Origin of the sequence: Streptomyces sp. A3M-1-3 (assembly GCF_024213665.1) — a bacterium.
Lineage (GTDB): Bacteria > Actinomycetota > Actinomycetes > Streptomycetales > Streptomycetaceae > Streptomyces.
Window position 1 is genome coordinate 111600 of record NZ_JANAVP010000001.1, and the last position, 12592, is coordinate 124191.

Genomic DNA, 12592 nt, shown 5'->3' on the forward strand with positions numbered 1-12592 from the left:
CGGTGCTCATCGGCCTTCTGACCGCTGTCGCGGCCTCGATCTGCTACGGCACGGGCTCCGTGCTGCAAGCCGTGGGCTCCCGGAAGTCCGCCCGCCGGGAGGCAGCGGCCACCGGCCTGACGCAGCACGGCGGACCCAGCCTGTCGTCCACCGCGAAGGCGGCGATGACCTGGGAGTTCATCGTCGGCACGATCCTTGACTTCGTCGGGTTCGGGCTCGGCGCACTGGCCGCCCGGATGCTGCCGCTCTTCCTCTCCCAGACGGTCATCAGCGCCAACCTGGTGATCACAGCGGTGCTGAGCGTCAAGCTGCTCGGAATCACCCTGACCCGCAAGGAGTGGACCTCGATCGGCGTCGTCTGCTCGGCGCTGGTGCTGCTGGCCACCGCGGCGGGCCCGGAGGGCAGCGGCCACACCCCGCTCTCCACCCACTGGTGGCTGCTGGCGGTCTCGGTGCTGCTGATGGTGGGCGGCACGGCGGTCGTACGGCTCCTCGGCGGGCGCGCCGCGATCCTGGCCGGTCTCCTCTCCGGCCTCGGCTTCGGCGCGCTGGGCGTCGGCGTCCGCATCCTGAACGGCATCGATCCGTACGACCTGGGCGCGCTGCTCTGCGACCCCGCCCTCTACGCGATCCTGGTGGCCGGCACCGGCGGCATGTACCTGCACACGGTCGCCCTGCAGATCGGCTCCGTGAACGGCGCCACGGCGGCGCTGGTGGTCGGCGAGACCGTACTGCCCGGCATGATCGGCGTCTGGTGGCTGGGCGACACCTCCCGACCGGGGTTCGCCTGGCTGGCGGTGGCCGGGTTCGTCCTGGCGGTGGCGGGAGCGGTCGCGGTGGCCTGGTTCGGGGCTCCGGAGGGCGGCGAGAGCGGACCGGATACGGCCCAGCCCCGGCCCGAGCCGCAGGAGTTGCTCACCCGCTGAGTTCGTCCGACGGCAGAACGACCACTTCCCCGGCCTCGAAGGCCACCCCCACCGTCGCGCCCTCCTCCGGCGCGTCCCGCAGCGAGCACTCCGCCTCGAGCGCGGGCGAGTCGTCGGGCCGCAGGAGTACGGCGACGTGGCTGCCCCGGAAGGTCCGCGCCTCCACCGTGCAGCGCAGACCGTCCGCCGCCGGGACCAGACGGACGCCTGTGGGGCGCACGAGCAGCCGGCAGTCGCCCTCGGGCGAGCCGTCCGGCACCGGAACCTTGCCCCAGGGGGTGTCGGCGGCCGTCCCGCTCACCGTCGCGCCGACGACGTTGTCGAAGCCGAGGAAGCGGGCCACGAACTCCGATGCGGGCCGCTGCCAGACCTCCAGCGGCGAGCCCGCCTGGGCGATGCGGCCGTCCTGCATGACGACGACCCGGTCGGCGAGCGCGAAGGCCTCACCCTGGTCGTGGGTGACGGCGAGCACGGTCGTGCCCAACCGGCCGAAGAGGTGGCGCAGTTCGACGACGAGCCGTTCGCGCAGGCCGCGGTCGAGCTGCCCGAGTGGCTCGTCGAGCATCAGCAGCTTCGGCTGCGGCGCGAGCGCACGCGCCAGCGCGACGCGCTGCTGCTCGCCGCCGGACAGCGACGCCACGGCCCGGCGCTGGGCGCCCGGCAGGCCGACGAGTTCGAGCAACTCGTCCACCCTGCGCGCCTGTCCGGCCCGGCCCTCGCCGTGCATGCGCAGCCCGAAGGCGACGTTCGAGCCGACGTCCCGCTGCGGGAACAGCTGGTGGTCCTGGAACATCATCCCGACGCCCCGGCGGTGCACCGGCACCGACGTCTGGTCGGCGCCCGCCAGCAGCACCCGCCCCGACGCGTCCTGAAGTCCGGCGACGACGCGCAGCAGGGTCGACTTGCCGCTGCCGCTCGGCCCCAGCACGGACACGATCTCGTGCTCGGCGACCTCCAGGTCCACCGCGTCGAGCACCGCCCGCCCACCGAACCGTACGGTCACGGAATCCAGCCGCAGCAGCGCGCCGGCATCAGCCATCAGAACTCCCCGGAGCCTTGGGTACGGATACGTTCCAGCGCCAGCAGCGCCGCCGCGCAGACCAGCATCAGAATCGTGCTGAGGGCCATCGCCTGCCCGTAGTTGAGCTCACCGGCCCGCCCCAGCAGCCGCGCCACCGCGACCGGCAGCGTCGGGTTGTCGGGCCGGGCGATGAAGACGGTCGCCCCGAACTCGCCCAGGGAGACGGCGAAAGCGAAGCCGGCGGCGATCAGGACCGCCCGGCGCACCATCGGCAGGTCGACCTCCCGCCAGACCCGCGGCGGGGACGCCCCGAGCACTGCCGCCGCCTCGCGCAGCCGCTCGTCCACCGCGCGCAGTACGGGCAGCATCGTCCGTACGACAAAGGGGACGCCGACCAGTGCCTGCGCCAGCGGGACCAGAATCCAGGAGGCGCGCAGATCGAGCGGGGGCTCGTCGAGGGTGATCAGGAAGCCGAAGCCGACGGTCACCGCGGAGACGCCGAGTGGAAGCATCAGCAGCGCGTCGAAGCCGCGCACGAACCGTCCCGCGCGCCGGGTCAGCGCGGCGGCCGCGAGCCCCCCGACGAGCAGGGCGATCGCGGTGGCCACCAGGGCGTACTGCAGCGAGTTCCCGACGGCTTCCAGCGGGGGCACCAGGAACGTGCCGCCGTCCGCCGACGTCAGGGCCCGGTAGAAGGCGAAGCCGTAGCCGTCCGGCCCGTCGAGCGAGCGCTCGACCAGCACACCGACCGGCAGCAGGATCAGCACCAGCACGGTGGCGAGGACCCCGCCGAGCAGCGCCCACTGTCCCGCGCCGCGTGGCCGGCGCGCGGTCCGGGCCGGGTCCACCAGCTTCAGCGCGCTTTCCCTCCGGCGTACGGTCCACGCGTGCACCGCGAGGATCGCGCCGACCGCCGCGAACTGCACCAGCGTCAGTACAGCGGCGGTGGGCAGGTCGAGCAGTTGCGCGGTCTGCCGGTAGATCTCCACCTCCAGGGTGGAGAACGCCGGACCGCCCAGGATCTGGACGACACCGAAGGAGGTGAAGGTGAAGAGGAAGACCATGAGCGCGGCGGCGGCCACGGCGGGGCCGAGCGCGGGCAGCGTCACCCGCCGCCAGGCCGCGAAACGGCCTGCTCCGAGGACCCGGGCGGCCTCCTCCTGGCGCGGGTCGAGCTGCGACCAGAGGCCACCGACGGTCCGGACGACCACGGCGTAGTTGAAGAAGACATGCGCCAGCAGAATCGCCCACACCGTGGTGTCGAGCCGTACGCCCCATGTCTCGTCCAGCAGCCCGCCGCGCCCCAGCAGCGCGAGGAACGCGGTCCCGACCACGATCGTCGGGAGCACGAACGGCACGGTCACGACCGCGCGCAGGAGCTGCTTGCCGGGGAAGTCGAAGCGCGCGAAGACGTACGCGCCGGGGAGCGCGATCAGGAGCGTGAGCGCCGTGGACGCGAGCGCCTGCCAAGTGGTGAACCACAGCACCTGGACGATGTCCGGCTCGCCCAGCACCTCGCCGATCCGCCCGAACCGCCAGACGCCGTCGGCCTTGAGCCCGCGGGCGACGATCGCGGTGACGGGATAGGCGAAGAAGACCGCGAAGAACGCGACGGGCACGGCCATCAGGCCGAGCCGCGACGCGCTCCCGCGACCGGCCTTCGCGGCCGCGGGGGCGGCGTTGTCGGTCCTTACTTCAGGACGAGCGAGGACCATGACTTGACCCACTGCTCACGGTTCTCGGCGATCTTCTCCGGAGCGACGGCCTCGGGCTTGCCGATCACCACGCCGTGCTTCCTGAACAGCTCGGGCAGCTCGGCGTCCTTGACCACCGGGTTGACGAACATGTTCAGCGGCATGTCCTCCTGGAACGACTTGCTCACCAGGAAGTCCAGCAGGGCCTTGCCGCCCGCCTCGTTCTTCGCACCCTTCAGCAGGCCCGCGAACTCCGTCTGCCGGAAGCAGGTGCCGGTGGAGACACCGGTCGGGGCTTCCTTCGGCTGCGGCTCGGAGTACAGCACCTCGACCGGCGGGCTGGAGGCGTACGAGACGACGAGCGGTCGGTCACCCTTGGCCTTCTTGCCGCCGGCAGAGCCGGAGAAGCGCTCGTTGTAGGCCTGCTCCCAGCCGTCGACGACCTCGACACCGTTGGCCTTGAGCTTCTTCCAGTAGTCCTGCCAGCCTTCGTCCCCGTACTCGGCGGTCGTGGCGAGCAGGAAACCGAGGCCGGGCGAGGAGGTCGCGGCGTTCTCGGTGACCAGGAGGTTCTTGTACTCGGGCTTGATCAGATCGTCGAAGGACTGCGGGGGGCTGAGCTTCTTGTCCGCGAAGAACTTCTTGTCGTAGTTGACGCAGATGTCACCGGTGTCGACGGGCGTGACACGGTGCTGGTCCTGGTCGAGCTGAGCCTCGGCGGCGACCCGGTCCAGGCCCTTGGCCTCGTACGGGGTGAAGATGCCGTTGTCGAGGGCGCGCGAGAGCAGCGTGTTGTCGACGCCGAAGAAGACGTCGCCGCGCGGGGAGCCCTTGGTGAGGATCTCCTGGTTGAGGGCGGCGCCCGCGTCGCCGCTCTTGAGCACCTTGACCGTGTAGCCGGTCTCCTTGGTGAACTCCTTCAGCACGGCCGGGGAGGCGGCGAAGGAGTCGTGGCTGACAAGGGTGACGGTCTTGGACTTCGCGCCGCCCTCCGTGGTGGAGTCCTTGGACTCCCCGCAGGCGGCGAGCGTCGAGACGCCGACAGCGGCGGCTACGGCGGTAACCGCCAGCTTCTTGGTGGTGCTCACTGAAATTCCTCCTGGAGTGACCAGGAAGAGACGCGGCCCTGCCCGGCGCTCAGTTGGAGCGGACGCCGGGCAGGGCGCAACAGCTTGAGTGATGACCGAACTTCCTACCCAGAATGACCTGGGCAAGGTTCAGAGGGTCTGCGACTCGACGGTTGTCGCACTCTCAGCGCTGTGGCGCTCCCCTGTCGGAATATGCGAATGTTCGAGCCCAGACTACCGCTCGGACGCCGCGAGCTGTCCGCACGCTCCATCGATCTCCTGGCCCCGGGTGTCCCGCACCGTCACGGGCACGCCGTGGGCCGCGATGGCCTCGACGAACGCCTTCTCGTCCTCGGGACGGGACGCGGTCCACTTCGACCCCGGCGTCGGGTTCAGCGGAATCAGGTTCACATGGACCCGCTTGCCCTTGAGCAGCCGGCCCAGCAGGTCGCCCCGCCACGCCTGGTCGTTGATGTCCCGGATCAGGGCGTACTCGATGGAGATGCGGCGGCCGGACTTCTCGGCGTACTCCCAGGCGGCGTCGAGCACCTCCCGGACGTTCCACCGCGTGTTCACCGGCACCAGGGTGTCGCGCAGCTCGTCGTCCGGGGCGTGCAGCGAGACCGCGAGGCGGCACTTGAAGCCCTCGTCGGCGAAGCGCAGCATCGCCGGCACCAGGCCGACGGTCGAGACCGTGATGCCGCGCTGCGACAGGCCCAGGCCGTCCGGCTCCGGGTCGGTCAGCCGTCGGACGGCACCGACGACCCGCTTGTAGTTGGCGAGCGGCTCGCCCATCCCCATGAAGACGATGTTGGAGAGCCGCGCCGGGCCTCCCGGGACCTCGCCGTCGCGCAGGCCGCGCATGCCGTCCACGATCTGGTGCACGATCTCGGCGGTGGACAGGTTGCGGTCGAGGCCGGCCTGTCCGGTGGCGCAGAACGGGCAGTTCATCCCGCAGCCGGCCTGCGAGGAGATACACATCGTCACCCGGTCCGGGTAGCGCATCAGGACCGACTCGACGAGCGTGCCGTCGTGCAGCTTCCAGAGCGTCTTGCGGGTGGTGTCGTTGTCGCAGCTGATGTGCCGCACCACGTTCATCAGGTCCGGCAGCAGCTCGCTCTGGAGCCTGCCCCGCGCGGCTGCGGGGATGTCGGTCCACTCGGCCGGGTCGTGCGCGTACCGCGCGAAGTAGTGCTGCGACAGCTGCTTGGCGCGGAACGGCTTCTCGCCGATCGCGGCCACGGCCTCGCGGCGCTCGGCGGGCGTGAGGTCGGCGAGGTGCCGCGGGGGCTTCTTGGCTCCGCGCGGCGCGACGAAAGTGAGTTCTCCAGGTACAGGCATGGTTCATCCAGTGTCGCAGACGTACGGAAGGGGACTCGCCGCCCTGTGGACAACGAGCCCCCAACCGCCATAAGGCCAGGTCAGCCGGTGCAGACCAGTGGTCAACCGGCCCCTACGAACACCACCAGCAACAGCCACACCACCGGAGCCGTCGGCAGCAGCGAGTCCAGCCGGTCCATGATGCCGCCGTGCCCCGGCAGCAGCGTGCCCATGTCCTTGATGCCCAGGTCCCGCTTGATCATCGACTCGCCCAGGTCGCCGAGGGTCGCACTGACCGCGACGGCGAGGCCGAGCAGCAGCCCCTGCCACCAGGTGCCGCCGTCGATCGCGAACTCCATGCACAGCGCGCCGGCTCCCATCGCGAAGGCCACCGCCCCGAACAGCCCTTCGCGGGTCTTGCCGGGGCTGATCCTCGGTGCCAGCTTGTGCTTGCCGAAGCGCCAGCCGACGGCGTACGCCCCGGTGTCGCTGACCACCGTCAGGACCAGGAAGGTGAGCACCCGCCACGAGCCGTCCTCGGCCGTCAGCATCAGGGCGACGAAGGTGGCCAGGAACGGCACGTAGAACGCCGCGAACACACCCGCCGTGACGTCCTTGAGGTAGCCCTCGGGCGGCTCGGTCATCCGCCAGACCAGCACCGCGAGCGCCGTGAGCGCCATCGCGATCCAGGCCCCCTCGGGGCCGCGCGCGTAGCCGGCCACGACCATCGCCGCGCCGCCGACGGCCAGCGGCACGAGCGGGGCCCTGATGCCCTTCTTCTCGTCCAGCCGGGACGTCAGCTCCCACAGGCCGACGACCACCGCGACCGCTATCACGCCGACGAAGACGGCCTTCACGATGAAGAGCGATGCGATGATCACCGCACCGAGACCGAGGCCCACCCCTATGGCGGCACGCAGATCACGGCCCGCCCGCTTCTTCTGGGGTGGCTGCGAGGCCGGCGTGGGGCTGGGCATGGGCTCCTGCGGCATCTCTTCACTGAACAGGGGACCGCCCAGCTGAGCGGACCCCCGGTCGCGTTCGTCGTGGTCGTCGAAGTCTCTGCCTGCGTCGGGCACGATGGGCATGGGCCGAGTCTGCTGGGCCCCATGCGCATCGTATGCGGGACCCGCCGGGGCGGGCCCCTGGTCGGACGGCAGCCGGCCGCCGGCGTATCCGGCGCTCGGCGGGGCCCCCCAGGAAGAGTCGTTCATCAGACCTCGAGCAGCTCGGCTTCCTTGTGCTTGAGCAGCTCGTCCACCTGCGTGACGTACTTCGCGGTGGTGTCGTCGAGCTCCTTCTCCGCGCGGCGCACCTCGTCCTCGCCGGACTCCTTGTCCTTGACGAGCTTGTCGAGGGTCTCCTTCGCCTTGCGGCGGACGGAGCGGATCGAGATCTTCGCGTCCTCGGCCTTGGTCTTCGCGACCTTGATGTAGTCGCGGCGGCGCTCCTCGGTCAGCTCCGGGAAGTTGACCCGGATGATGCGACCGTCGTTGCTCGGGTTGACGCCGAGGTCGGAGTCGCGGATCGCCTGCTCGATGTTGCGCAGCGCGCTCGCGTCGAAGGGGGTCACCACGGCCATGCGCGGCTCGGGGACCGCGAACGAGGCGAGCTGGTTGATGGGCGTCAGCGCACCGTAGTAGTCCGCCACGATCTTGTTGAACATCGCCGGGTGCGCACGCCCGGTGCGGATCGCGGCGAAGTCCTCCTTGGCGACCACGACGGCCTTCTCCATTTTCTCCTCGGCCTCGAGGAGGATTTCTTCGATCACCACTAGCTCCTGCATGTCTTGTGTGGGTTGGGACGGTCCCGGGTTCAGGCCCGGGTGCCCTGGTCGCTCACGAGAGTGCCGATCTTCTCACCCTTGACGGCGCGCGCGATATTGCCCTCGGCCAGCAGCTCGAACACGAGGATCGGCAGCTTGTTGTCGCGGCAGAGGGTGATGGCGGTGGCGTCGGCGACCTTGAGGTCGCGGGCGAGCACCTCGCCGTACTCCAGCGCGTCGAACTTCACCGCGTCGGGGTTGGTCTTGGGGTCGGAGTCGTAGACCCCGTCCACGCCGTTCTTCCCCATGAGGAGCGCCTCGGCGTCGATCTCCAGGGCGCGCTGGGCGGCGGTGGTGTCGGTGGAGAAGTACGGCATGCCCATACCGGCGCCGAAGATGACGACGCGGCCCTTCTCCAGGTGCCGTACGGCGCGCAGCGGGATGTACGGCTCCGCGACCTGGCCCATGGTGATGGCGGTCTGGACGCGGGAGTCGATGCCCTCCTTCTCCAGGAAGTCCTGGAGGGCGAGGCAGTTCATGACCGTACCGAGCATGCCCATGTAGTCGGAGCGGGCCCGGTCCATGCCGCGCTGCTGCAGCTCGGCGCCGCGGAAGAAGTTACCGCCGCCGATGACGATCGCGATCTCCGCGCCGTCCCGGACCACTGCCGCGATCTCCCGGGCCATGGCGTGGACGACATCGGGGTCGACGCCGAGACCTCCGCCGCCGGAGAAGGCCTCACCCGACAGCTTCAGCATGAAGCGACGGGCCTTCGTGTGGTCGCTCTTGTAGTCGGAAGCCTTGTGGGGGTCCGCGCCCTGATTCATGGAGATCTCCTCGTGCACATACGAAGAAGGCCATTGCCGGTGGGTCCTTGCGTCCCTGTGCGGCAATGGCCTCCTCGTCAGATCTGCGGTCGTCCTGCGCGTACGCGGCGACTGCTTCAGACCCTATCGGGGTCCGTGGTCGATCGCGTACGGACTCAGATGCCGACCTTGATGCGCGTGAAGCGCTTCAGGGAGACACCGGCCTCGTCCAGGATCTTCTGGACCGACTTCTTGTTGTCCTTGGCGAACGCCTGCTCCAGCAGGACGGCGTCCTTGAAGAAACCGTTGACCCGGCCTTCGATGATCTTCGGCAGGGCGGCCTCGGGCTTGCCCTCCTCGCGCGAGGTGGCCTCGGCGACGCGGCGCTCGGCCTCGACGACCTCGGCGGGAACCTCTTCACGGGAGAGGTACTTCGGGGTGAAGGCGGCGATGTGCTGCGCGACGTCCTTCGCGACCTCGGCGTTCTCCTTGTCGAGCTCGACGAGAACACCGATCTGCGGGGGCAGGTCGGGCATGGTGCGGTGCATGTACGCCGCGACGAAGCCACCGTCGAACTGCGCGAAGCGGTCCAGGACGATCTTCTCGCCGAGGTTGGCGTTGGCCTCGTCGACGTACGCCTGGACGGTCTTGCCGGCCTCGATCTCGGAGGAGAGCAGCGTCTCAAGGTCGGCCGGGGAGGTGGCGGCGACGTGGGCGGCGAGCGAGTTGGCCACGGCCTGGAACTTCTCGCCCTTGGCGACGAAGTCCGTCTCGCACTTCAGCTCGAGCAGGACGCCGGAGGTCTTGTCCTCGGAGATGAGGGAGACGACCGCGCCGTTCTCGGCAGAACGGCCCTCGCGCTTGGCGACACCCTTCTGACCCTTGATGCGCAGGGCCTCGACGGCCTTGTCGACGTTGCCGTCGGCCTCGTCGAGGGCCTTCTTGCAGTCCATCATGCCGGCGCCGGTGAGCTCACGGAGCTTCTTGACGTCAGCGGCGGTGTAGTTCGCCATGATCTGTGAATCTCTCTCAGAAGTCGTAGATCTACGGGTGGACGGCGGGGGCGGCGCTCGTGGCACCGTCCCCCGCCGTCGTCAGCCGTGCTGAGGTCGTCCGGGGAGCACTCCCCGGACGCTCGCGGCGGGTCAGGCCTGCTCGGTGTCCGCAGCCGGAGCCTCGGTGGCGGGGGCCTCGGTGGCGGGGGCCTCGGTGGCGGGGGCCTCGGTGGCGGGGGCCTCGGTGGCAGCCTCGGCCGGGGCCTCGGTGGCGGGGGCCTCGGTGGCAGCCTCGGCCGGGGCCTCGGCAGCCTTCTCGTCGGCCTTGTCGTCAGCCTTCTTGTCGCCCTCGAGCAGGTCGCGCTCCCACTCGGCGAGCGGCTCGCCGGCGGCCTTCTCACCCGGCTTGGAGTCGCCGGTGGCGACGCCGGAGCGGGCGATGAGGCCCTCGGCGACGGCGTCGGCGATCACGCGGGTGAGCAGGGTGACGGAGCGGATCGCGTCGTCGTTGCCCGGGATCTTGTAGTCGACCTCGTCGGGGTCACAGTTGGTGTCGAGGATCGCGACAACCGGAATCTTGAGCTTGCGCGCCTCACCGACGGCGATGTGCTCCTTCTTGGTGTCCACGATCCAGACGGCGCTGGGCACCTTGGACATCTCGCGGATACCGCCGAGGGTCTTCTCGAGCTTGGCCTTCTCGCGCGAGAGCACGAGAAGCTCCTTCTTGGTCAGACCCGAGGCCGCGACGTCCTCGAAGTCGATCGCCTCAAGCTCCTTCAGACGCTGAAGGCGCTTGTAGACGGTGGAGAAGTTGGTGAGCATGCCGCCCAGCCAGCGCTGGTTGACGTACGGCATACCAACGCGGGTCGCCTGCTCGGCGATGGCCTCCTGGGCCTGCTTCTTGGTGCCGACGAACATGATGGAGCCGCCGTGCGCGACGGTCTCCTTGACGAACTCGTAGGCGCGGTCGATGTACGACAGCGACTGGAGCAGGTCGATGATGTAGATGCCGTTGCGCTCGGTGAAGATGAAGCGCTTCATCTTCGGGTTCCAACGGCGGGTCTGGTGACCGAAGTGGACGCCGCTTTCCAGCAGCTCCCGCATCGTGACGACGGCCATGGCCGTACTCCTTGAGGTGCTCGGTTATCGCGTCCGCCGGACGACGGTCGCGCCTGACGCCCCGACGCGCCGTGCCGCAAGGGACCGAGGAGCGCGGCCACCGACCGATGAGGGCCAGGTGGCGGGGCGTGCGAAGTCGACCCGGTGACCCGGATCGCCACAAGAAGTGTACGGGACCCGGACGGTGCCGGGTGACGAGGCTGTCCACAACCAGTGAGTTGCCCACAGATACGGACCAAGATCCACCGGGATCGGCGGCACCGCCCAGTCTGGACGCATGCGCATCCTGTCGATCGTGACGCTGTTACTGCTCGGCCTCCCGCCGGCGGCCGCGCCGGCGGCCCCACCTGTGCCGCGGGTGCCACCGGTGCCGGGGGTGGTCGTGCGCGACTGGAACCCACCCCCGTCACCGTACGCGGCGGGCCATCGCGGGGTTGACCTGGCGGCCGCTCCGGGCACGGAGGTACGGGCCGTGGCGGCGGGCCGCGTCTCCTTCTCCGGCGTCGTGGCGGGCCGCGGCGTGCTGTCCATCGCCCTGACCGGTACGGGCGACCCGCCGCTGCGCACGACGTACGAACCGGTGCGCCCCCTGGTCGCCGAGGGCGAGGACGTCGCGGCGGGCCAGGTGGTGGCCGTCCTGGCACCCGGCCCGTCCCACTGCCCGCCGACCTGCCTCCACTGGGGCCTACGCCGCGCCGATGAGTACCTCAACCCCCTGTCCCTCCTCCACCAAGGCCGGTCCCGCCTGCTCCCGGTATTCGGGATCCCACAACCCCCGCCCCACCCATGACCGATGGCGGCCGGGACCGGGCCAGAGGCGGGCGCCGGGGGTCCGGGTCCGGGGGCCAGAGGCCGGGGGCCGGAGGCCGGCCGGCCGGAGGCGCGGCGAAGCAGCCGCCCGGCGCGCGGCCCGCCGCGGCGCGGCTGATGTCACTGCGGGCACGCGAGCCCGGCATGATCGGCCGGACAGGGCCTAATTTCGGGAAGGGGCGGGCGGGGGATGGGAGACCGCCGAGCGCGCGCCACCACGAAACGGACGCCGGGCCCGCAGGGAGCCGTCCCAGGCTGGGGCGAGCGCCGACGCGGGGCCCATGGGCTTGCCTGCCCTTGTTCCGGGGGCCGGCGCCGCGAAGCGGGCAGCTGGCCGGAGGGCAGAACGCGCCCTGCAACGGGCGCCCCGAAGCCGCAGAGCCGGCGCCGCGAAGCGGGTCCCTGCCTGGGGGGCTTGCCACCGGGCCCCGGCGGGGTCAGCCGCGGACGCCTCGGAGCGCCATCGACACCGCCGCGTCCGTGATCTGTGCCGGTTCCTCCGCCGCGCCCAGCTCGATCCTGCGGACCGCGGCGTCCACGACCCCCTGGAGCAGCATCGCCGCGAGCCGTGGCTGCTCGTGGCCGAGAGCACGCAGCGCCTCGCCGATCATCGCGACCAGCCCGCCGTGCGCGGCACGGATCTTCTCCCGCGCGCCGGCGTCGAGCTCGCTCGCCGAGATGGCGACGACCGCCCGGTGCCGGCGGTCACCGACGAGCGCCAACTGCTGCCGCACATACGCCTCGATCTTGCCCTCGGGCGACTCCGCCGCCTCCATCGCGGCCTCGACCTCGGCCGCCCAGACGGGAAAGTCGACCGCGCACAGCTCCTCGACGACGGCCGCACGCGAGCGGAAGTACTCGTAGACGGAGGACCGGGCCAGCCCGGTGCGCTCGGCGAGGGCGGGGAACGTCAGCGCGTCCGTTCCGCCTTCGGAGAGCAGGGAACGCGCGGCGTCCAGCAGGGCGCCGCGCTGCATCGTCCTGTGCTCGGCCACGGAGGCCGCTCGGATCCTGGGCACGGGTCCACTTTACGGAAGCACCGCCCTCAGGACGACGTGGCAGGGACGAT

12 protein-coding genes and 1 riboswitch are annotated in these 12592 nt (G+C 70.6%); of the genes, 2 read left to right on the forward strand and 10 right to left on the reverse strand.

Translation table 11 applies throughout. From position 1 onward, the window contains the following. Positions 1-2 precede the first annotated feature (2 nt). The gene (locus NLX86_RS00525) at positions 3-926 is read left to right on the forward strand and encodes a hypothetical protein (protein WP_254369519.1); all 924 of its coding nucleotides are present in this window, start codon (positions 3-5) and stop codon (positions 924-926) included. Here NLX86_RS00525 and NLX86_RS00530 read toward each other — a convergent pair. From NLX86_RS00530 to rpsB, 9 genes are all read right to left on the reverse strand, one after another. Next, positions 916-1965: an ABC transporter ATP-binding protein gene (locus NLX86_RS00530; protein WP_254369520.1), complete on the reverse strand. Its 1050-nt coding sequence runs from the start codon at positions 1963-1965 to the stop codon at positions 916-918. The genes NLX86_RS00525 and NLX86_RS00530 overlap by 11 nt on opposite strands. Then, positions 1965-3572: an iron ABC transporter permease gene (locus NLX86_RS00535; protein WP_254369770.1), complete on the reverse strand. Its 1608-nt coding sequence runs from the start codon at positions 3570-3572 to the stop codon at positions 1965-1967. Before NLX86_RS00535 ends, NLX86_RS00530 begins: the two co-directional genes overlap by 1 nt. A 65-nt stretch (positions 3573-3637) precedes the next feature. Then, the gene (locus tag NLX86_RS00540; RefSeq protein WP_254369521.1) at positions 3638-4729 is read right to left on the reverse strand and encodes a thiamine ABC transporter substrate-binding protein; all 1092 of its coding nucleotides are present in this window, start codon (positions 4727-4729) and stop codon (positions 3638-3640) included. An 83-nt stretch (positions 4730-4812) separates the two neighbouring features. Continuing rightward, positions 4813-4923: riboswitch (TPP riboswitch) on the reverse strand. A 19-nt stretch (positions 4924-4942) separates the two neighbouring features. Then, positions 4943-6049 carry a 23S rRNA (adenine(2503)-C(2))-methyltransferase RlmN gene (gene rlmN, locus NLX86_RS00545; protein ID WP_254369522.1) on the reverse strand — a complete coding sequence of 369 codons (1107 nt, stop codon included), beginning with the start codon at positions 6047-6049 and terminating at the stop codon, positions 4943-4945. Between the two features lie 101 nt (positions 6050-6150). Beyond that, complete coding sequence (locus tag NLX86_RS00550) at positions 6151-7242, reverse strand: phosphatidate cytidylyltransferase (protein ID WP_254369523.1); 1092 nt, start codon at positions 7240-7242, stop codon at positions 6151-6153. After that, positions 7242-7799 (reverse strand): ribosome recycling factor, encoded by a 558-nt coding sequence (gene frr, locus NLX86_RS00555; RefSeq protein ID WP_254369524.1) that lies wholly within the window; start codon positions 7797-7799, stop codon positions 7242-7244. Before frr ends, NLX86_RS00550 begins: the two co-directional genes overlap by 1 nt. Positions 7800-7843: 44 nt before the next feature. Continuing rightward, complete coding sequence (gene pyrH / locus NLX86_RS00560; RefSeq protein WP_254369525.1) at positions 7844-8620, reverse strand: UMP kinase; 777 nt, start codon at positions 8618-8620, stop codon at positions 7844-7846. A 155-nt stretch (positions 8621-8775) separates the two neighbouring features. Continuing rightward, on the reverse strand, positions 8776-9612 hold the full coding sequence (tsf, locus tag NLX86_RS00565; protein ID WP_254369526.1) for a translation elongation factor Ts: 837 nt from the start codon (positions 9610-9612) through the stop codon (positions 8776-8778). 132 nt (positions 9613-9744) lie between these two features. Continuing rightward, complete coding sequence (gene rpsB / locus NLX86_RS00570) at positions 9745-10713, reverse strand: 30S ribosomal protein S2 (protein WP_254369527.1); 969 nt, start codon at positions 10711-10713, stop codon at positions 9745-9747. A 295-nt stretch (positions 10714-11008) separates the two neighbouring features. Here rpsB and NLX86_RS00575 point away from each other — a divergent pair, with 295 nt between their 5' ends. After that, positions 11009-11503: a M23 family metallopeptidase gene (locus tag NLX86_RS00575; protein ID WP_308409529.1), complete on the forward strand. Its 495-nt coding sequence runs from the start codon at positions 11009-11011 to the stop codon at positions 11501-11503. 457 nt (positions 11504-11960) lie between these two features. On the opposite strand, the gene NLX86_RS00580 is transcribed toward NLX86_RS00575, so the two are convergent. Further along, positions 11961-12518: a TetR/AcrR family transcriptional regulator gene (locus tag NLX86_RS00580; protein WP_254369771.1), complete on the reverse strand. Its 558-nt coding sequence runs from the start codon at positions 12516-12518 to the stop codon at positions 11961-11963. Between the last annotated feature and the right edge of the window lie 74 nt (positions 12519-12592).